Annotated in this window: 19 protein-coding genes; 7 read left to right on the forward strand and 12 right to left on the reverse strand. The window is 68.8% G+C overall.

Annotation, left to right across the window (positions count from 1 at the left end):
• Position 1 precedes the first annotated feature (1 nt).
• From ACSFB7_RS06835 to ACSFB7_RS06890, 12 genes are all read right to left on the reverse strand, one after another.
• Positions 2-712, reverse strand: a complete 711-nt coding sequence (locus ACSFB7_RS06835) for an ABC transporter ATP-binding protein (RefSeq protein ID WP_435468368.1) — start codon at positions 710-712, stop codon at positions 2-4.
• Positions 705-2,507, reverse strand: a complete 1,803-nt coding sequence (locus ACSFB7_RS06840) for a branched-chain amino acid ABC transporter ATP-binding protein/permease (protein WP_435468369.1) — start codon at positions 2,505-2,507, stop codon at positions 705-707. The genes ACSFB7_RS06835 and ACSFB7_RS06840 overlap by 8 nt, the downstream gene beginning before the upstream one ends.
• A gap of 26 nt (positions 2,508-2,533) precedes the next feature.
• Positions 2,534-3,415, reverse strand: coding sequence for a branched-chain amino acid ABC transporter permease (locus ACSFB7_RS06845; protein ID WP_435468371.1), 882 nt, complete (start codon positions 3,413-3,415; stop codon positions 2,534-2,536).
• Between the two features lie 51 nt (positions 3,416-3,466).
• Positions 3,467-4,870: a DcaP family trimeric outer membrane transporter gene (locus ACSFB7_RS06850; RefSeq protein WP_435468373.1), complete on the reverse strand. Its 1,404-nt coding sequence runs from the start codon at positions 4,868-4,870 to the stop codon at positions 3,467-3,469.
• A 162-nt stretch (positions 4,871-5,032) separates the two neighbouring features.
• A complete protein-coding gene (locus ACSFB7_RS06855) occupies positions 5,033-5,992 on the reverse strand; it encodes an SDR family NAD(P)-dependent oxidoreductase (RefSeq protein ID WP_435468375.1) in 960 nt (319 codons plus the stop codon).
• 3 nt (positions 5,993-5,995) lie between these two features.
• Positions 5,996-7,198, reverse strand: coding sequence for an acetyl-CoA C-acyltransferase (locus ACSFB7_RS06860; RefSeq protein ID WP_435468377.1), 1,203 nt, complete (start codon positions 7,196-7,198; stop codon positions 5,996-5,998).
• A complete protein-coding gene (locus ACSFB7_RS06865) occupies positions 7,191-8,273 on the reverse strand; it encodes an acyl-CoA dehydrogenase family protein (protein ID WP_435468379.1) in 1,083 nt (360 codons plus the stop codon). Before ACSFB7_RS06865 ends, ACSFB7_RS06860 begins: the two co-directional genes overlap by 8 nt.
• 10 nt (positions 8,274-8,283) lie before the next feature.
• Complete coding sequence (locus ACSFB7_RS06870) at positions 8,284-9,450, reverse strand: acyl-CoA dehydrogenase family protein (protein ID WP_435468381.1); 1,167 nt, start codon at positions 9,448-9,450, stop codon at positions 8,284-8,286.
• A gap of 8 nt (positions 9,451-9,458) precedes the next feature.
• Positions 9,459-10,253 (reverse strand): enoyl-CoA hydratase family protein, encoded by a 795-nt coding sequence (locus ACSFB7_RS06875; protein WP_435468383.1) that lies wholly within the window; start codon positions 10,251-10,253, stop codon positions 9,459-9,461.
• A complete protein-coding gene (locus ACSFB7_RS06880; protein ID WP_435468385.1) occupies positions 10,250-11,341 on the reverse strand; it encodes an NAD(P)H-dependent flavin oxidoreductase in 1,092 nt (363 codons plus the stop codon). Before ACSFB7_RS06880 ends, ACSFB7_RS06875 begins: the two co-directional genes overlap by 4 nt.
• Before the next feature lie 52 nt (positions 11,342-11,393).
• The gene (locus ACSFB7_RS06885) at positions 11,394-12,203 is read right to left on the reverse strand and encodes a CoA-transferase subunit beta (protein ID WP_435468387.1); all 810 of its coding nucleotides are present in this window, start codon (positions 12,201-12,203) and stop codon (positions 11,394-11,396) included.
• 20 nt (positions 12,204-12,223) lie between these two features.
• Positions 12,224-13,102, reverse strand: a complete 879-nt coding sequence (locus ACSFB7_RS06890) for a CoA transferase subunit A (RefSeq protein ID WP_435468389.1) — start codon at positions 13,100-13,102, stop codon at positions 12,224-12,226.
• Between the two features lie 181 nt (positions 13,103-13,283).
• Here ACSFB7_RS06890 and ACSFB7_RS06895 point away from each other — a divergent pair, with 181 nt between their 5' ends.
• The 7 genes from ACSFB7_RS06895 (at position 13,284) to ACSFB7_RS06925 (ending at position 20,753) form a co-directional block, all read left to right on the forward strand.
• Positions 13,284-13,907 (forward strand): nuclear transport factor 2 family protein, encoded by a 624-nt coding sequence (locus tag ACSFB7_RS06895; protein WP_435468390.1) that lies wholly within the window; start codon positions 13,284-13,286, stop codon positions 13,905-13,907.
• Positions 13,908-13,924: 17 nt separating this feature from the next.
• A complete protein-coding gene (locus ACSFB7_RS06900; protein ID WP_435468393.1) occupies positions 13,925-14,998 on the forward strand; it encodes an alkene reductase in 1,074 nt (357 codons plus the stop codon).
• Between the two features lie 183 nt (positions 14,999-15,181).
• Positions 15,182-16,762 (forward strand): FadD3 family acyl-CoA ligase, encoded by a 1,581-nt coding sequence (locus ACSFB7_RS06905; RefSeq protein ID WP_435468395.1) that lies wholly within the window; start codon positions 15,182-15,184, stop codon positions 16,760-16,762.
• Between the two features lie 77 nt (positions 16,763-16,839).
• Positions 16,840-17,613, forward strand: a complete 774-nt coding sequence (locus ACSFB7_RS06910; protein WP_435468397.1) for an SDR family NAD(P)-dependent oxidoreductase — start codon at positions 16,840-16,842, stop codon at positions 17,611-17,613.
• Positions 17,614-17,680: 67 nt separating this feature from the next.
• The gene (locus ACSFB7_RS06915) at positions 17,681-18,460 is read left to right on the forward strand and encodes an SDR family oxidoreductase (protein WP_435468399.1); all 780 of its coding nucleotides are present in this window, start codon (positions 17,681-17,683) and stop codon (positions 18,458-18,460) included.
• A 240-nt stretch (positions 18,461-18,700) separates the two neighbouring features.
• Positions 18,701-19,855, forward strand: coding sequence for an acetyl-CoA C-acetyltransferase (locus ACSFB7_RS06920; RefSeq protein ID WP_435468401.1), 1,155 nt, complete (start codon positions 18,701-18,703; stop codon positions 19,853-19,855).
• 13 nt (positions 19,856-19,868) lie between these two features.
• Entirely contained in the window at positions 19,869-20,753 is an 885-nt protein-coding gene (locus ACSFB7_RS06925; protein ID WP_435468403.1) for an SDR family oxidoreductase, read from the forward strand.
• Positions 20,754-20,766: the final 13 nt, after the last annotated feature.

The raw sequence follows: 20,766 nt of genomic DNA on the forward strand, positions 1-20,766 counted from the left end.
TTCATCGCGTGTGCCCGGGCGCATCGGCCTGCTGCTTCAGGTGGGCCTTCAGGTCGCGCGCGGCACAACTGAGCTTGATGGCACCGCGCTCGACCACCATGGCCCGGTCGGCCACGGACAGGGCAATGTCGATGTGCTGCTCGACGATCACGATGGCCGTGCCCGATGCCGCCCAGCGGCGCAGGAAGGCGAGGATGGGCGGCAGCAGCGACTGCGCCAGGCCCAGCGAGGGTTCGTCGCTGAGCAGCACGCGCGGCTGCGCGACGAAGGCTTGCCCCAGCGCCAGCATCTGCTGCTGCCCGCCGCTCAGGTTGCGCGCGGGCTGCTTCAGCCGATCCTTGAGGATGGGGAAGACCTCGAACACCTCTTCGATCGCCCGGTCGAAGCCGCGCTTGTCGCGGCGGATCACCGCGCCCAGGCGCAGGTTGTCCCACACCGAGATGTCGGGGAACACGCGGTGTCCGTCCAGCACCAGGCGCAGGCCGCTGCGCGCGATGGCCTCGGGGCTCATGCCGCCGATGTCCTTGCCGTCCAGCCTGATGCGGCCCTGCTCGGGCCTGATGAAGCCGCCGATGGTGCGCAGCAGCGTGGACTTGCCCGCGCCGTTCTCGCCCACCACCAGCAGGATCTCTCCCGGCTTGACCGACAGATCGATGTCGCGCAGCACCGGCACATTGCCGTAGCCCGAGCGCAGTTGTGTGGTTTCAAGCATGGGCCGGCTCGATGAACAGTTTGCGGACGAAGGGGTTTTCGGCAATGTCGCCGGCGCTGCCGTGCGCGACCACCTTGCCGGCCTCCAGCACGGTGATGGTGTCGGCAATGTCCCAGACCAGCTCCAGGTCGTGCTCGACCAGCACCACGGTCTTGCCCAGGTCATCGCGCAGGCGGCGCAGCAGTTGCTTGAACTGCTCGCGCTCCGACGGCGAGAGGCCGGCGGCCGGCTCGTCCAGCAGGATGATGTCCGCGCCCATCAGCACGACGCGCATCAGCTCCACCAGGCGGCGCTGCCCATGGGGCACCAGGTCGACATGGCCGCCGTCCATGGCCTGCGCCAGCGCCGCGATCAGTTCGGCCGGATGCGCCTGCCCGGCCCGGCTGCCCGCGACGCGCGAGGCGTCCACGCCGATCTCGACGTTCTCCCACAGCGACATCGCCGGAAAGATGCGCGGCTTCTGGAAGGTGCGCCCCAGGCCCAGCCGGGCGATGCGGTGCGCGGGCAGCGAAGTCACTTCGCGCCCCGCCATGCGCACGGAGCCGCTGTCCAGGCGCGAGAAGCCGCTCAGCATGTTCAGCAACGTGGTCTTGCCCGAGCCGTTGGCGCCGACCAGGCCGTGGATCTGGTGGCGCCCGACCCGCAGGTCGACGCCGTCCAGTGCCGCCACCGAGCCATAGCGCTTGGTGGCCGAGCGCACATCGATGGCGTCGCCCGATGCCTGCCCGCCCCCGCGGGCCTGGGCGGCGCGCACTTCGAGCAGGCAATCCAGGTTCACGTTCAACGGCGCCTGGGTCTCGCGGCGACGCCGGCGCCAGCGCTCGAAGGTGCCGACGATGCCGTCCGGCAGCAGCAGCATGACGACCAGCGCCGCGGCGCCATAGGCCAGCAGGCGGTACTGGAACAGTTCGGCCAGCAGGATGTTGGGCAGCAGGTAGAGCACCCACACGCCGACCACGGTGCCCAGGATGTGGCCGCGCCCGCCGACGATCACCGCCAGGAAGAACAGGATGGAGGTGTCGAGGTTGAAGGCCGCGGGACTGACGAAGCCGACGATGGGCGTGTAGAGCGTGCCGACGACGCCCGTGCCGAAGGCCACGAGGGTGAAGGCGATGCAGCGCATCAGGCCCGGCGACACACCCAGCGACTGTGCCGCCTCGGGGCTGCTGGCGGCCACGCGCAGCAGCCGCCCCAGCGCGGTCCGCCGCAGCAGCACATGCGAGGCCAGCGCGGCGCAGGCCACGCCGCAGACCGCCAGGGTCATCGGCGAAGCGCCGAGCACCGTGCGTTCGTGCCAGGAGGAAAAGCTCAGCGAGAGGCCGTTGATGCCGTTGGTGTAGCGGTTCGCCGCCACCAGCATTTCGGGGAACACGGTGGCCGCGCTCATCGTGACGAAGCCGAGGTAGTAGCCCTGCACGCGCAGCGACGGCAGCGCATAGAGAAAGCCCGCCACCACCGCCGCCGCCACGCCGAAGCAGGCGGCCACCCAGTAGGGCTGGCCGTACAGGCTGGCGACGACGGCCGCGCCATAGGCGGCCACGCCGAAGATCGCGCCCTGGCCGAAAGAGGTCTGGCCGGCATCGTGCATCAGCAGGTTCTGGAAGGCGGCGACGGCGATGAACAGGTTGACGAGCTGGAAGCTGTGCGTCCAGTAGTCATCGCCGAGCCAGTCGGGAACAAGCCCGCTCAGCACGATCAGGACGCAGGCGATCGCCAGTTGCCCGGTGTCCGCATCCAGCCTGGAGCGGCGGGCGGTTGCCGGGGCGGCGGGCGTGTAGACGGCAGTGGATGTCATTCGAAGGGGTTCCAGATAGACGCTCATCACACGCGGCGCGCGCTCGCCCGGCCGAACAGGCCTTCGGGTCGAATCAGCAGCATGCCCACCAGCAGCAGCAGAGACACCAGGCCCTGGTACTCGCCGCCGAACAGGTAGATGGCCAGCATCGAGACCACGCCCACCAGCGCGCCGCCCACCATGGCGCCCAGGTTGCTGCCCATGCCGCCGATGACGGAAGCGACGAAGCCGTTGAGCACGTAGCGGATGCCGGTGTCGGCCGAGATCGACATCAGCGGCGCCGCCACGAAGCCCGCGCTGCCCACCACGAGGCCGCTGATGCCGAAGGCCAGCAACTGCAACTGGCGCACCTTCAGGCCCGCGGCCCGCGCGGCCTCCAGGTCCTGCGACAGCGCGCTCACGGCCAGGCCGGCCAGCGTGCGGGTGAGGAACAGGCGCAAGGCGACGAACCAGAAAACGGCAAGCGCCATCACCGCGATGTAGGGGCCGGGCGTGCGCACGCCGAACAGCACCAGCGGCGGCACCGGGCTGCGCGCCGTCGCGGCCCAGGGGCCCTGCACCAGCAGCAGCGCGGCGCTGATCATGATGGACACGGCCATGGTCGTGATCAGCCAGGAGTTCTGCTCGACCGAATGCCGCAGGGGCACCAGCGTGATCCAGCCCTGCACCGCGACCACCAGCGCCAGCACCAGCGCCGCCGCCGGGATCAGCGCCAGCCAGAGCACCATGCTTTGCCCGGCGGGCGTCGCGGCCACGGCGACGAAGCCGCCCAGCACGAACATGTTGCCCTGCGCGAAATTGAGGATGTGCGTCGCCCCGTAGACGATGTTCATGCTCATCGCGATCAGCGCGAAGATCGCGCCGAGGCCCAGGCCGCGGACCACAACAATCGCAAATTCGTCAACCATAGTCACTGCCCTTGAATGTCGGCGGCCGGTGGCCGGCCGCCCTGGCCGCCATTAAAACTTGTACTTGCCGATGAACGACAGGCGGCTGCCGATGCCGGACTTGGGCACGTCGTTCTTGATCTTGGCCCAGGCGTACTCCAGCCCCAGCTCGGCCTGCGGCACCGGCGACCAGATCAGGTTGGCAAAGACCGACTGCACCGAACTCATGGTGGTGAGCGGCAGTTGCGGATGCGGCACCGAGGTGCGGACCCTGCCGTAGTCGATGGTCGAGCGCCACTGGTCGTTCCAGTAGTGCAGGTAGGAGACGTTGAAGCCGGTCGACTTGATGGCGTCGAGCGTATTGGGCGCGCCGGCCACGTTGGGGTACAGCACGGCGGACGGCTGCTGCTGCGTGATGTAGCGGCCGGCGCCCTTGCCCCAGACCAGGTGGTAGGCCAGCTTGTCCCGGCCGAACACGTTGAAGGTGCCCTGGTTGTTGATGGAGTAGCCGGTGGTGCCCAGGGTCTTGTCGCCCAGGGCCGCGCCCGGCGTGCCCGCGCCGCCCACATTGGTCGCCGTCAGCCGGCGGGCCACGAAGCCGAAGGACTGGCGGCCCCAGGTGTCGTCGAAGACATAGCGCGCGGTGACGTCCGGCAGCTTGTCCAGCGAATTGGCGCTGATGTTGTTGTAGCCCGCCTGGAACACCACGCTGTCCGCGCCGCTGAAGTCCTGCGAGGGCTGCTCGATCGAGGCCGAGAAGGTGGAGCGCGGATTGATCTTCCAGGTGTAGCGGATCTGCGGCACGCGGCTGAGGGCGGCCAGGCCGACCGGGCCGCCGAAGTCGTACACGTCCGGCCCCTGCATCAGGTCCGCCGAGTTGGACCAGTACTGGCCGAACATCCACGGACCGATCTCGGCCATGGCATGGCGCAGCCGGAAGGAGACCGAGTTGGTCGAGACCTTGGTGCCGCCGGTGCCGTAGAAGTCGCCTTCGATCAGTGTCCTCAGGTCGCCGTAGCGCGTGGGCGTGAGCGTGGTCACGTTCAGCCGCGATTCGCGCGCCTCGAAGCTGGTCTCGCCGCTGCGCTTGGCAGGCTGCGATCCCGAGAAGGGAATGCCGCCGAATGCGGTGGAGAACGGCGCCAGCACGGTCTGCGTGTTGCCGATGAAGCCGTTCATCTCCCGGCTCGCGGCCAGTTGCACGTAGCCGCCGATCTTCAGCGAGGTGTTGGTGCCCGGCAGCATGATGGAGCCCGGCAGCGCGCCCGCCACCACAGGTGCCGGGCCCTCCGGCTTTTCGGCGGCACTGGCGGCCTGCCTGGCTTCCATTTCTTCCTGCTTCTTTTGCAGCGCCTGCACCTGCTGCAGCATCTCGTTCATCTTCACCTTGAGGTCCGACAGTTCGTCGGCATGCGAAGGCAGGACGAACGCGGCCGAGAGGGCCAGCGCCATCGGCACTTTCCTGAATGTCTTCATGTCTCTTGTCTCCTGGGCTTTTATGAAAATCGGTGGGATCTTTCGAGATCCCCTGCGCGGGCCGCTTCTTGTCCGGTGCGTGTCCGCCGGCCGGATTCTGTGGAAAGACATTCGCCTCAACATCGTCCTTCAGGACTAGGCGGATCGAACGGAGCGACGCCTTCAGCCGCCGGCGTCCGCCTCGCGCGGATAGCGCAGCGCATAGGGATGCAGCACGAGCTGCGCACCGACCACGCCGGCGGGCAACTGGCGGGCTTTCAGCTGCGACTCGAAAGCCTGCGCGACTTCGTCCACGCCCCAGTGCTCGCTCTCCAGCGGCGGATGCAGCACGGCGGGATGCGTCATCAGCGACAGCCGATCGCCGTCGATGCGCACGACCTGTCCGTTGACGCCCCGCGCCGCATCGGACAGCAGATAGGCCACGACGGGTGCGTTGTCCTCGGGGCTCACCGCGACCTGCGGCCACGGCGTGCGCTGGCGCTGCGTGAAGTAGCTGCGGGCCACGTCGGCCATCGGCGTCTTCGCCATGGGCGACACCGCATTGACGCGCACACCGTGCGGCGCGGCATCGACCGACCAGCTGTAGGTCAGCGAGGCCACCGCGCCCTTGGACGCGCCGTACATGCCCTGCAGCGTGGTGCCAGTCTGCGAACCCGAGGTGACATTGACGATGGCGCCCCGTCCGCGCGCCACCATGTGGCGCAGCGCGTGCACGCCGCAGAAAGCCGTGCCCAGCACATTGACGGCAACCAGCGCGCGCATCGCGGCCTCTTCGTCTTCCTCCGGCCGGGACATGTAGAAGCGCGCGGCGTTGTTGACCAGCCCGTCGATGGTGCCGAAGCGTCCGATGCATTCGCCGACCAGGTCGGCGGCGCCGGCCCAGCTCGAAATGTCGGCCGCGTTCGCCACGGCCCGGCCGCCGGCGGCCTCGATGTCCCGCACCACCGCCTGCGCAGCGGCTGCATCGATGTCGTTGACCAGCACGCTCGCGCCTTCCGCGGCGGCCAGGCGCGCATAGGCCGCGCCCAGTCCCTGGCCGGCACCGGTGATGGCGACGGCCTTGCCTTGCAGCACGCCGGCGCGGTCAACCCTCGCGGTGTCCGCGCCCCTTGTGGCGGCCACGGATCACAGCACCTCGAACAAGGCGGCCGCACCCATGCCGCCGGCGATGCACATGGCCACCACCACATGGCGCACGCCGCGCCGGCGTCCTTCGATCAGGGCATGGCCCACCATGCGCGCGCCCGACATGCCGAAGGGATGGCCGATGGCAATGGCACCGCCGTTGACGTTCAGGCGGTCGTGCGCAATGCCGAGCCGCTCGGCGCAATACAGCACCTGGCAGGCAAAGGCCTCGTTGATTTCCCACAGGCCGATGTCGTCCACGCCCAGGCCGTGCCGCTGCAGCAGCTTGGGAATTGCGAACACCGGCCCGATGCCCATTTCGTCCGGACCGCATCCCGCCACCGCCATGCCCCGGTAGACGCCCAGCGGTGCCAGGCCGCGCCGCGCCGCCTCGGTGCGGCGCATCAGCAGCGTCGCCGAGGCCCCGTCCGAGAGCTGCGAGGCGTTGCCCGCCGTGATGTGCCGCCCCTCCTTCACCCAGGTGCCGTTCTTCAGCACCGGACGAAGCGCGGCCAGGCTTTCCAGCGTGGTGTCGGCGCGGTTGCCTTCGTCGCGCGCCAGGGTCACGCGCGTGCTGCCGATCGACTGGCCTTCCTTGTCCGTCAGCGCCTTGTCGACGGTGAGGGGCACGATCTCGTCGTCGAACAGGCCCGCCGCCTGCGCGGCGGCCGTGCGCTGCTGGCTGGCCAGCGAATACGCGTCCTGCGCGGCGCGTGAAATCCCGTAGCGCTCGGCCACCACTTCGGCGGTCTCGATCATCGCGATGTAGGCCTCGGGCACCACGGCGCGCACGGCCTGCGACTGTGCGCGAAAGCTGTTCTTGTGCGCGTTCTGCGTGAGCGAGATCGACTCCAGTCCGCCGGCCACGGCGATGTCCAGCTCGCCGCACATCACGCCCTTGGCGGCGGTGGCGATGCTCATGAGGCCGGAGCCGCACATGCGCTCGATGGCCATGCCCGGCACGCTCAACGGCAGGCCGCCGGTGTAGGCGCACAGGCGGCCCAGGTTGTACGACTGCGTGCCCTGTTGCGCCGCAGCGCCCATCAGCACGTCGTCGACCTCGCCCGGCTCGATGCCGGCACGCGCGACCACGGCGCGCACCACATGGCCGCCGAGCACCGGTGCCTCGGTGTCGTTGAAGGCGCCCCGGAAGGCCTTGCCGATGGCGGTCCGGGCGGTGGCAACTATCACTGCTTCATGCATGTCTTGCTTGCTCCGTCGATTCAGAAAAGGTGTGGCCGGGTCCGAGCGCCGCATCGGGATCGAACACGAACTGCGCGACGCGGGCCTTGTGCAGGGCCTCGTCGCCCCATGTCGCGTCGAGTGCCCAGACGCGCTTGGCAAAGATCTGCAGGTCCATCTCCCACGTGTAGCCCATGGCGCCATGAACCTGGATGCCGTTGCGGCAGGCCAGGCGTGCCGCATCGGCCGCCACCAGCTTGGCGTGGGACACATGCACGTCGCGCAGGTCTTCTCGTTCGGCCTGCGCATAGGCGGCGCGGTAGGTCACCGGCTTGGCGAACTCCAGCTCGACCGCCACGTTGGCGATCAGGTGCTTGACGGCCTGGAAGCTGCCCACCGGCTTGCCGAACTGCTTGCGCTGCGCGGTGTAGTCGACCGACAGGTCGATCAGGCGCTGCGTCAATCCGTTCATCTGCCCGGCCACGGCCAGCGCGCCGCGATTCAGGGTGTCGGCCCACAGGCGCTGGCCGAGTTCGGCATCCGCAATGCGGCTGGCGCGGCTGGGCGTCCACTCGATGCGAAACAGGCGGCGCGAGGCGTCGATGCTGCGGCGCGGGCTCATGCGCACATCCTCGCGGCGCACCGCATGGACCTCGTCTTCGTGCGCCAGCAGCAGCAGGTCGGCCACGTGCGCATCGGCCACCAGCGGATTGACCGGATGCCCGATCGCCACGCGGGCCTCGCCCGCCGCGATGCGCGGGAGCCAGAGCGCGCGCTCGGGCGAATCGGGCCCCAGCGCATCGATCAGCGAGGCGGCCAGCCAGGCGGTCTCGAACAATCCGTCGGAGCCGCCGTAGTAGCCGATGACCTGCGTCATCAGCGACCAGGCATCGTCGCGGCAGCCCAGCCCGCCGAAAGCTTCGGGCACGGACATGCCCAGCATGCCCTGCGCGGTCACGCTCGCCCACATCTCGGACGAGCGCCCGGTCGGCGTGTCCCACAGCTCGCGCGCCAGCTCGGGCGTGGCCTCTTTCATGAAGAAGCTGCACATGGCTTCGCCGAACTCGCGCTGGTCATCGGTGAAATGAAAGTACATCGCTGTGTCCTCAGGAGCGCGGCATGCCGAGCATGCGTTCGGCAATGATGTTTCGCTGGATTTCGTTGGCGCCCGCGTAGATCGTTCCGGCCTGCGAATGCAGGAAGCCGTTGAGCCAGTGGCCCACCACGCCGGGCTCGGGCGCCGGCGGCAGCAGTTCGGCCTCGGGGCCGAGGATGCGCATGGCGGTCTCGTACATCCGCAGGTCCAGCTCGGACCAGAAGATCTTGTTGGTGCTCGACTCGGGGCCGATGCTGCCGCCGTTGTCCAGCCGGCTGGCGGTGCGGTAGGTCGCCAGCGTGTAGGCCTCGGCATCCATCCAGGCGCGCAGCACGGCATTGCGGATCGCCGGGTCGCGGTCGGCCGACGCGCGGTGGCGCTGGTACAGCGCCACCAGCGCGCGCGCCGTTGCCTGGAAGCGCGCCGGCGAGCGCAGCATCAGCCCGCGCTCGAAGCCCGCCGTGGCCATGGCCACATGCCAGCCCGCGCCCTCTTCCGCGATGCGGTTGGCCACCGGCACCTTGACGTTGTCGAAGAACACTTCGGCAAAGCCGGCTTCGCCGTTGAGCTGGCGGATCGGCTGCACGGTCACGCCCGGTGCGTTCAGCGGCAGCAGCAAAAAGCTCAGCCCGTGGTGCCGCTGCGAATCGGGGTCGCTTCGGAACAGGCCGAACAGCCAGTCGGCCCAGACCGCGCGGGACGACCAGGTCTTCTGGCCGTTGACGACATAGAAGTCGCCTTCGCGCACGGCGCTGGCCTTGATGGCGGCCATGTCCGAACCGGCGTTGGGCTCGGACCAGCCCTGCGCCCAGATGTCGTCGCCGGCGGCCATGCGCGGCAAAAAGCGCGCCTTCTGCTCGGCGCTGCCGAAGTCCATCAGCGTGGGGCCGAGCAGGAAGATGCCGTTCTGGTTGACGCGCAGGGGCGCCTGCGCGCGCCAGTACTCCTCCTCGAAGATCAGCCACTCGATGAGGTCGCAGCCCCGCCCGCCCAGCTCGACCGGCCAGGTCACCATGCTCCAGCGGCCCGAGTTGAGCGTGCGCTCCCAGGCGCGGTGCTGCTCGAAGCCTTCGGCCGTGTCGAAGCTGGCCAGCGGTTCCTTCGGGACGTGGGCGGCCAGCCAGGCGCGGACCTCGGCGCGGAAGCGGCGCTGCTTTTCGGTGTAGTGCAGATGCATGGAACGCCTCAGGCCTTCGCGTTGACGTTTGCGTTCGCGTCGAAGTTCGCATCGCGCTTGGCGACGAAGGCCTCGCGGCCTTCCTGCGAATCCGGGCTCATGTAGGCCTCGAAGGTGAAGCCCTGCTCCCAGCGGTACTTGTCCTCGAGGTTGCCGTCCTCGATGCCGTTGAGCGACTCCTTGGCCAGGCGGACCATGGTGGTGCTCTTGGCCGCGATCTTGCGGCCGATGTCCAGCGCCGCCTGCCGCAGTTGCGCGCGCGGCACCACGCGCTCGACGGCGCCCAGGCGAAAGGCTTCCGCTGCGTCGATGGCATCGCCGGTGAAGTACATGTGGCGCACCTTCTGCACCGGGAACAGGCGCTGCAGGTGGGCACCGCCGCCCATCGCGCCGCGGTCCACCTCGGGCACGCCGAAGGTGGCGCAGTCCGAGGCGACGACGATGTCCGCCGCCCCCGAAATGCCGATGCCGCCACCCAGCACGAAGCCGTGCACCGCCACGATCACCGGCACCCGACAGCGATGGATGGCGCGAAAGGTCGCGTAGTTGCCGGCGTTGACGGAGACGATGCGCGCGGGGTGTGCCGCCAGTTCCTTGATGTCCACGCCGGCGCAGAAGCCGCGCCCTTCGGCGCGCAGCACGATCACGCGGACCTCGGGGTCATTGCCCAGGCGGTCGATGCGCGCGGCCAGCGCGTGCCAGCCCGCGCTGGGCAGGGCGTTGACCGGCGGGTGGTCGATCACCAGTTCCGCCACGCCCGCGTCGACGGTGCTTTTCAAAGAGTTTTCGATGTCGTTCGTCATGAGAGGGTCTCTTGCGTTCTTGTCAGCGCGGCGAGTGCATCCAGCCGCGCATGGGCCTGGGCGACCAGTTCGTCGATCACCTCGGCGCAGCTCTTGAGTTCGCCGATCGCGGCGGCCACCTGGCCGCTGGGCAGCACGCCTTCGTCGGGCCGCCCGTCCACGATGGAGCGCTGGATCAGCACGGGTGCGTTGGCCGCCATCAGCGTCTGCGCCACGCTCATGCCGTCCTCGCGTAGCGCGCTTGCCGCGGTGCGCAGCATGTGGCCGGTGCTCATGCCGGTGCGGGCCTTCCATTTCCAGGCGCACTGCAGCGCCACCAGCACGCGCCTGAGCCCGCTGTCGGCTTCGAGCCGCAACAGGTAGGCGTTGTCGATGTGGCGCTGCGGCATGCCGTCCACCGCGTGCGACACGCGGATGTGGGCCACGTCGTTCACCGCCAGGTAGTGCTGCTTCGTCGCCTCGGGCACCGGCGAGTCGCGGGTCATCAGGAAGCGCGTGCCCATGGCGATGCCGACCGCGCCATAGCCCAGCGCCGCCGCCAGGCCCCGTCCGTCATGAAACCCGCCGGCCGCGACCACGGGCACACGGACCGCATCGAGCACCTGCGGCAGCAGGATGGAGGTCGGCACATTGCCGGTATGGCCGCCGCCCTCGCCGCCCTGGATGGTGACGATGTCGGCGCCCAGCTCGACGGCCTTCAGCGCATGCTTGAGCGCGCCCACGGTCGGCATGCACAGCACGCCCGCGTCCTTGAAGCGGCGGATGGTCGCCTTGTCCGGCCCGCGCCCGTAGCTCACGGCGCGGATGCGTTGGCTGTACTTGACCACGAGGTCGATGACCTGGGCGGCGTTGGGTTGCCACATGTGGAAGTTCAGGCCGAAGGTCCGCTCGGTCAGTGCCATGACCTTGCGGATTTCATCCTCCAGCTTGTCGGGCTCGATGGTGGCGCCGGCCAGGAAGCCGAAGCCGCCGGCGTTGCAGGTCGCGGCGACCAGCCGCGCATCGGCCACCCAGCCCATCGCGGTCTGCACGATCGGGTAGCGGCAATCGAGCAGGTCGCACAGTTCGGTCTTGAGGGCCCGGCTCATGCCACCGCTCCGGTGCCGGCGGCCCGCGATGCCGCGCGCGGAAAGACGACGCTCATGCACGCACTCCGGGCGGGTTGTCCTTGAGAACGCCGGCGCGCAGGTCGTGCGGATCGAGTTGGCGGATCAAGGCCATCTGCTCGTCGGTCGGCGCGGGCGTGATGCCCATGCCGTTGGCACGCAGCAAGGGAAAGCCCGTGGCCGCCTGCACCTGCTCGAAGCTCACGCCGGGGTGCAGCGACCTCACCGCGATGGCATGGTCGGGGCCCGAGAAATCCATGACGCACAGGTCGGTGACGATCAAGCGCAGGTCCACCGCATCGCGGTTCATGCCGGGCAGCCAGCGCGCGGGGTTGTAGCCGACGCTGCCGACCACATCGACCTCGCCGGCGACGAAGACGCGGGTGCTGTGCACCGGCACGAACATCGAGTTGGCGTGGTTGATGCTGTTGCCCGGAAAGCCGCGCGAGCCCAGCATCTGCACCTTGGGCTTGTGGAAATCGCCCAGGCATGAAATGTTGGCCTGGCCCCAGCGATCGATCTGGGTCGGGCCGACCAGCGCATGGCGCTTGCCGCTCCAGACGCAGTCGAAGACCCGCGCATAGGTCATCGTGCCGGAGAAGCGGGGCTTCCAGTCGCCGCGCGGACCGAGCGGAATGGGCTCCTCGACCAGGTAGGCCTCGCCGTCGGTCATCAGCAGTTCCGGCGAATGGGTGAGCTTGGCCACGCCCAGCGCGATGCGCGGCAGCGTGCCGATGCCCGAGCCGAGCAGTTCGCCGTCGCCGCGCCAGGCTTCGGAGGCCGCGCCGATCATCAATTCGGCCAAGGTGAAAGAGGAAGAAGAAGAAGAAGAAATCTGGCTCATCTCGAAGTCCTGTCCTCGCATCAGAAAACCGGCATCGGCAACGCGCCGATACGTTGCACGCCACCCACGGCCGACTGGTAGGCGGCCTCGTCGCCGCGCAGGAACTGTTCGCCGTAGGTGCTCCAGCCGTCGGCCTGGCTCGCGCTGGCGGCGTACTGCTTCAGGTGGCCCAGGTCCCAGCCGTAGCGCGGCGCGCAGGAGGTGGGGTGCGCACCGAAGGGCGCGTGGATGACATGGGTGACGAGGTTGCGCTCGAAGAGGTTGGCCTTGGCGTCCTCGGGGCGGGCGATGTCCAGCCGGTCGTGGATCTCCTCGCAACTGACGATGGTCTTTCTTGCCGCCCGCGCGAACAGGTCGTCGAAGAAGGGGTCTGGTCCGTGGATGTGGGTGTTGCCCAGGCGGTCGGCGGTGTCGACGTGCAGCAGCGCCAGGTCCAGCGCGAGCGCGGGCATGGCCAGCAGCACCTCGCCGTCGGCATAGGGCGACTGGACCGTCTTGAAGGACGGGTTGTAGGTCAGGATGTCGCTGCCCAGACCCACGCGCGTCGGCAGGAAAGGCACCCGCATGCCGGCGGCGCGCAGGCCCCAGTGCAGCAGGCCTTCGTCCAGCTCGCAGACCTCCAGCGCACCCGCCTCGCGGGCCTTGCGAAAGTACGGCTCCAGCGGAATCGCATCGAGCGTCACGAAGCCGTAGACCAGCTTGCGGACCTTGCCGGCGGCGCACAGCATGCCGACCTCCGGGCCGCCATAGGCCACGACCGTCAGGTCCTTGACCGGTGACTTCAACAACTCGCGCACCACCGCCATCGGCTTGCGGCGCGGTCCCCATCCGCCGATGCCCACCGTCATGCCGTCTTGCAGATGCGAAGCGACCGCATCCAGCCCCAACTGCTTGTTCATCCTTGGCTCCTTGAATCTGTGCGTCGATTCTGTGGAGCCCCTCTTGAGGGCACATCGTCCGATGAGACTAAGCGCGTGCGCAAAGTCCTTCGGGCCTTAGTCCCATCGGACGATGCCCGCCGTGCGGGGCGAAACCAGAATCGGCGCCGTTCATTGACAGACTGACGGAGAGACCCGGTTCATGACGGAAGCGCTTCTTGCACGTGTCGATCGGCTGGAATCCATCGAGGAGATTCGATTCCTCGTGTCCAAGTATTCGTTGTCCCTGGACATGCGCGACGTGGATGCCCACGTCGGACTGTTCGCACCGGACGTTCGCGTGAGCCGCGACAAGGTGGGCCGCGCGCACCTGAAGGCCTGGGTCGACCAGACGCTGCGCCAGCAGTTCAGCGGCACCTCGCACCACCTGGGCGGACATGTGATCGAGTTCACCAGTCCCGATCGCGCGCACGGTGTCGTGTACTCGAAGAACGAGCACGAGGCCGGCGGCGACTGGGTCATCATGCAGATGCTGTACTGGGACGACTACGAACGCATCGACGGCCGCTGGCTGTTTCGCCGGCGCCTGCCTTGCTACTGGTACGCCACCGACCTCAACAAGCCGCCCATCGGCGAACGCAAGATGCGCTGGCCGGGGCGCGAGCCCTATGAAGGAAGCTGGCACGCGCTGTGGCCGAGCTGGAAAGACTTCTGGGCCCAGCCTCCGGATGCCGATATGGCCGACGTGGCACCGCCCGCGCCGCTGGAGCAATTCCTGGCGACCATGCGCCGCGGCGCAGCGGAACCGAAGATCCGCGTGCGCTAGCCAGCAGGACAAGCACCATGACGCCCGCCTCCGATCCATTGTTCGAACCTCTTCAGTTGGGCGCCATCGCGCTGTCCAACCGCATCGTCATGGCGCCCATGACGCGCAGCCGTGCGGCCGAGGGCGACGTGCCGACGGACCTGCATGTCGCGTACTACCGCCAGCGCGCCACGGCGGGCCTCATCGTCACCGAAGGCACACAGCCCAGCGCCGCCGGCAAGGGCTATTGCCGCACGCCGGGACTGCACACGCCGCAGCAGGCCACGGCCTGGCGTCGCGTGACTTCGGCGGTGCATGCCGAAGGCGGGCGCATCGTGGCCCAGCTCATGCACGTCGGCCGCATCGCCAGCCACCACAACAAGCAGGCCGAGGCCGAAACCGTGGCGCCGTCGGCGGTGCGCGCGAGCGGCAGGATCTTCACCGACGCGGTCGGCCCGGCCGGCTTCGACATGCCGCGCCCGCTGCGCCTGGACGAAATTGCCGGAGTGATCCGCGAGTACGCACAGGCGGCCGCGCTGGCACTGGAGGCAGGCTTCGACGGCGTGGAGCTGCACGGCACCAGCGGCTACCTGCCGATGCAGTTCCTGGCCACCAACACCAACCTGCGCGAGGACGCCTACGGCGGCAGCGCCCAGAACCGCCGCCGCTTCATGATCGAAGTGCTGCAGGCCATGTCCCGGGCCATCGGCGCGGACCGCGTCGGGCTGCGCATCCGCCCGGCGAGCCCCTACAACGACGTGACGGATGACGCGCCCCTTGAAACCTGCAGCGGCCTGCTGGATGCGGTCTCGCCGCTGAAGCTGGCCTACCTGCACATCATGCGTTCGCCGCTGCCCACGCTGGATGCCTTCGCGATGGCACGCCGGCATTTCGCCGGGCCGCTGATCCTCAACGACGGCTTCGATGGTGCCGACGCGCGCCAGGCCTTGCGGGCAGAGCAAGGCGAGGCGGTCTCGTTCGGGCGGCACTTCATCGGCAACCCGGACCTGGTGCGCCGCCTGCGCGAGAACGCCGCACTGGCGGACTTCGATCCGAAGACCCTCTACACGCCCGGCGCGGCTGGCTATACGGACTATCCCTTGCTGCCTTGAACCAGCGGGCAACCGGGGGCGCGCCGCGCTGAAAAAAGCCGCGAATCCTAGTCCGATTGAACGATGTTGCAGCAGGGGCGCTCGCCACAATGGAGCCATCCTGCGAGGGTCTGTTGCAGGGCTTCACGCGCCCTGCGTCCTCGCGATTGCGCGCGTTTCTCCAAGACATTCTTCCTCTTCATCATGTCCCTGCTGCCAACGATTCCCACCATCCCACGTGCCTTCGCGCAGACCGTCTCGCGCCATCCGGATCACAGCGCCATCGAAGAGCGGGGCGTGCGCACCAGCTATGCCGAACTGGACCGCATGGTGCTGGCCGCCAGCCGCGCCCTGATGGCCTGGGGCATCGCGCCCGGCGAGCGCGTGGCCATCTGGGCGCCCAATTGCCGCGAGTGGATCGTCGCCGCGCTGGGCATCCTCGGCGTGGGCGCGGTGGTGGTGCCGGTGAACACCCGCATGAAAGGCCTGGAGGTCGGCTATGTGCTGGAGAAAAGCGGTGCGCGCCTGCTGCTGTCCACGGGCGACTTCCTCGGCGTTCACTACCCCGACCTGCTGACGGGCCACCTGCCGGCGTCGCTGGAGAAGATCCTGGTCATTCACGGCGCGAGAGACAACGACACCGGCTGGCAGGACTTCATTGCCCAAGGCGAGTCGGTGAGCGAGGCCACCGCGCGGGAACGCGCCCTGTCGGTCACGCCGGAGATGGTCTCCGACGTGATCTTCACCTCGGGCACCACCGGCCATCCGAAGGGCGTCAAGTGCGGGCACGGGCAGAACCTGCGCACCATGGACGACTGGTCGCAGGTCATGGGCCTGGTGCCGCAGGACCGCTACCTGATGGTCAACCCCTTCTTCCATTCGATGGGCTACAAGTCCGGCTGGATGGTCGGCATCATGAACGGCCTGACGCTGATGCCGATTGCCGTGTTCGATGCGGGCGAGGTGCTGCGCACGGTCGCGCGCGACAAGGTCAGCGTGCTGCCCGGTCCGCCGACGATCTACTACAGCATGCTGGCCCATCCGGACTTCGCGGCCACCGACCTGTCCAGCCTGCGTGCCGCCATCACCGGCTCCACGTCCACGCCGCCCTCGCTGATCGAGTCGATGCGGCGTGACTTCGGCTTCAAGACCGTGCTGACCGGCTACGGCCTGAGCGAGTGCTGCGGCACCGCCGCGCTGAGCGCCCCCAGCGACGACGCGCAGACCGTGGCCACCACGGCGGGACGCGCCATCCGCGACGTCGAGATCAGGATCGTCGACACCGACGGCCGGACCCAGCCGCCGGGCCAGCCGGGCGAGGTGCTGATCCGCGGCTACAACGTGATGCTGGGTTACCTTGACGACGAGAGCGCCACGCAGCAGGCCATCGATGCGGATGGCTGGCTGCATTCGGGCGACATCGGCACGCTCGATGCGCACGGCTACCTGCGCATCACCGACCGGGTCAAGGACGTCTACATTGCCGGCGGCTTCAACTGCTACCCCGCCGAGATCGAGCGCCTGGCCAGCCGGCATCCGGCGGTGTCGCAGATCGCGGTGATCGGCGTGCCCGACGAACGCATGGGCGAAGTCGGCCGCGCCTTCGTCGTCAGAAAGCCCGGCGTGCCACTGGACAGCGGCGAGTTCGTCGCCTGGTGCCGCGCCCACATGGCCAACTACAAGGTGCCGCAGTTCATCGACTTCGTCGAGACGCTGCCGACCAACGCCAGCGGCAAGGTGCTCAAGCGCGAACTGCGCAAGCTGCCGGTGGCAAGCGGCCGCTGAAACGCCTTCGGCGGATTGGTGTTCCGACGCGACATGAGCCCCCGGGACCGCCCGCTTTCTCCTTCCCGAGCACCTTCATGACAACCTCTGCATTTCCCTTGGGCGCCACCCTGGTCATCGGCGGCAGCGGCGGCATCGGCCGCAGCATCTGCCGCGAATTCGCGCGCGCCGGCAGCGATGTCGCCCTGACCTATTTCTCGCGCGAGGCGGCGGCGCAACAGACCGCCGACGAGGTGCGGGCGCATGGCCGCAGCGCCAGCGTGCACCCGCTGGACACGGCCGATGGCGCGGCCATCGCGGCGCTGATCGACACGGTCGCGCAGCAGCACGGCCGCATCCACACCATCGTCTTCAGCGCTGCGGTGGTGACCGAGCAGGTCTACATCTCCCGCATCACGCACGACCAGTGGCAGCGCGCCCTGACGGAAGAGGTGTCGGGCTTCTTCAACACCGTGCAGGCGGCACTGCCGCGCTTTCGGGCCTGGGGCGGCGGCTCCTTCGTGCACATCGGCTCGGCCGGCGAAGTGGTCTGGCCGGCGCGCGACGGCCTGTCGGTCATTCCCAAGGCGGCGAACGAAGCGGTGGTGCGCGGCGTGGCGCGTGAAGAAGGGCGCTTCAACATCCGCGCAAACTCGGTGCTGGTCGGCGTCATCGATGCGGGCATGCACCTGGAGCTGCAACGGCGCGGCGTCTTCGATGCACAGTGGGAGCGCAACACCATCGATGCGGTGCCACTCAAGCGCATCGGCAAGGCCGAGGACATTGCCCATGCGGCGGTGTTCCTGGCCTCGGACCGCGCCAGCTACATCACCGGCCACCAGCTCCCGGTGGCCGGCGGCTTCGGCGTCTGAACATGCGCACGGCCGGGGCATCCATCGAACCACATCACAACGAAGAGACAGAGAGAGCGAGCACGACATGAATCCGAATCAAGAGCTTTCGGGCAAGGTGGTCCTGGTCACCGGCGGCGCACAGGGCGTGGGCCGGGGCATCAGCCAGCGCTTCATGGACGCGGGTGCCACCGTGATCGTCTGCGGCCGCAAGACGCCCGCCTCGCTGCCGCAGTCGGCGGGCCGCAGCGCACAGTTCCACACCTGCGACGTGATCGACACCGATGCCACGGCGGCGCTGGTCGCGGCCATCGTCGCGGACCACGGGCGGCTCGACGTGCTGGTGAACAACGCGGGCGGCACGCCCTTTGCCTATGCCAGCGATGGTTCGCCGCGTTTTCACCAATCCATCCTGCGGCTGAACCTGATGGCGCCGCTGACGCTGGCGATCCAGGCCAATGCCGTGATGCAGCAACAGGCCGAAGGCGGCGTCATCGAGTTCATCGGCAGCATCGCCGCCACGCGTGCGCAGCCGGGCACCGCGACCTATGCCGCGGCCAAGGCCGGCATCCTGAGCCTGACCAGTTCGCTGGCCATCGAATGGGCGCCCAAGGTGCGGGTCGTGGCGGTCAGCCCCGGGCTGGTGGAGACCGAGCAATCGGCACTGCACTACGGCGATGCCGCCGGCATTGCGGCCGTTGCGGCGACCATTCCGGCGCAGCGGCTGGCGCAACCGCAGGACATCGGCGACGCCTGCGTCTTCCTTGCCGGCCCGCGCGCCAGCTATGTCTCGGGCACCAGCCTCCTGGTGCATGGCGGCGGCGAACGGCCGGGCTTCCTGACGGTGGCCAACGTCAACCAGGGCTGAGCGAGCCCGCGTCGACTTCACGCACCGCGGGCGGTCGATGGCTGCCTGCGGTGCGTGAAGCGGCGCATGCATGAACGAGCCCTGCGGCCGTTGCATCTTTGCGCTTTTGCGCCCTTGCGTCTTTGTGCGTGCACGTCGTTCACCACCAGTCACTCCTAGTCCCGATGGACGATGCATGCACCGGTTGCGCCCGGAAGAATGGCCCGCACAAGCCATCAACCTGTACGTGACGGAGACCCAGTGACTGAAGCCTATCTTGTCGACGCCTTGCGCACCCCCACGGGCAAACGCCGTGGCGCGCTGTCCGGTGTTCACCCCGCCGACCTCGGCGCCCATGTCCTCAAGGCGCTGGTCGAGCGCAATGCAGTGCCGGCGGAAGACTACGAGGACGTGATCTTCGGCTGCGTCGATGCGGTCGGGCCCAATGCCGGCGTCATCAGCCGCACCTCGTGGCTGGCCGCCGGCCTGCCGATGCATGTGCCCGGCACCGTGATCGACCGGGCCTGCGGCTCGTCGCAGCAGGCGCTGCATTTCGCCGCGCAGGCGGTGATGAGCGGCACGCAGGACGTGATTGCCGTCGGCGGCGTGCAGAACATGAGCATGGTGCCGATTGCCTACGCCATGAGCGCGGGCCAGGCGCTCGGCTACCCCGACCCCTTCTCGGGCAGCCAGGGCTGGACGGCCCGCTTCGGCAACCAGCCGGTCAACCAGTTCTATGCGGCGCAGATCATTGCCGACAAGTGGAAGTGCTCGCGCCAGGACATGGAGGTCTACGCGCTGGAAAGCCACGCGCGCGCGCGCCGCGCCATCGCCGAAGGCCGCTTCACGCGCGAGATCGTGCCGCTCGCCGGCCTCGCCATGGACGAGACGGCGCGGGAGACCTCGCTCGAAAAGATGGCGACGCTGGAGCCGGTCGCGCCCGAGTACCCGGGCATCACCGCCGGCGTGTCGAGCCAGACCTGCGACGGCGCGGCGGCCCTGCTGGTCGTGTCCGAGCGCGCGCTGAAGCGCTACGGCCTCACGCCGCGCGCGCGCATCCACCACATGAGCGTGCTGGCCGACGACCCGATCTGGCACCTCACCGCGCCCATTCCCGCAACGGCCGCGGCGATGAAGAAGTCCGGCCTGCGGCTGGAGGACATCGACCGCGTCGAGATCAACGAAGCCTTCGCGTCGGTGGTCATGGCCTGGCACAAGGAGACCGGCTACCCGGCGGAACGCACCAACGTGAACGGCGGCGCCATCGCGCTGGGCCACCCGCTGGGCGCGACCGGCGCCAAGCTGATGACCACGCTGCTGCACGAACTCGAGCGCAGCGGCGGCCGCTACGGACTGCAGGTCATGTGCGAAGGCGGCGGGCAGGCCAACGTCACCATCATCGAACGCCTGGGTTGAGGAGCCGCCTGCCATGAAGATTTGCGAACAGCGAACCGTCGTCATCACCGGCGCCGGCGGCGGCCTGGGCCGTGCCTATGCACTGGCCTTTGCCGAAGCCGGCGCACAGGTCGTGGTCAACGACATCCGCCTCGATGCGGCACAGGAGGTCGCCGACACCATCGCGGCGGCCGGCGGCCAGGCATTGGCCAACAGCGACGACATCACCACGATGCGGGGCGCGCAGGACATCGTTGCGCAGGCCATCGCGCGTTTCGGCGACGTGCACGTTCTCGTCAACAACGCAGGCAACCTGCGCGACCGCATGTTCGTCAGCATGAGCGACGAAGACTGGGACGAGGTCATGCGCGTGCACCTGCGCGGCCACTTCTGCCTGTCCAACACGCTGGCGCGCCACTGGCGAGACCGCAAGAAGGCCGGTGCATCCGTGGACGCACGCATCATCAACACCAGCTCGGGCGCGGGCCTGCAGGGCTCGGTGGGCCAATCGAACTACAGCTGCGCCAAGGCCGGCATTGCGGCGCTGACGCTGGTGCAGGCGGCGGAGCTGCGGCGCTACGACATCAGCGTCAACGCCCTGGCACCGGCGGCCCGCACCGCCATGACCCAGAGCACGCAGGAGATGGCCGCCAGGGTGCGGGTGCCCACCGACGACAGCTTCGACTTCTGGGACCCGGCCAACGTCGCCTCGCTGGTGGTGTTCCTGGGCAGCCCGCTGTCCGCGCACATCACGGGACGCGTCTTCGAGGCTTCGGGCGGGCAGGTGTCGCTGTCCGACGGCTGGCGCGTGGGCGCGCTGCGCGACAAGGGCGCGCGTTGGGACCCGGCCGAGCTGGGGCCGGTGATCGATGCGCTGATCGCCGAGGCGGCAACGCCGCAACCGGTGTACGGCGCATGAGCGCCGCGCCGGG

The sequence above is a fragment of the Variovorax raffinosi genome (assembly GCF_051216615.1).
Taxonomy (GTDB): Bacteria; Pseudomonadota; Gammaproteobacteria; order Burkholderiales; family Burkholderiaceae_C; genus Variovorax.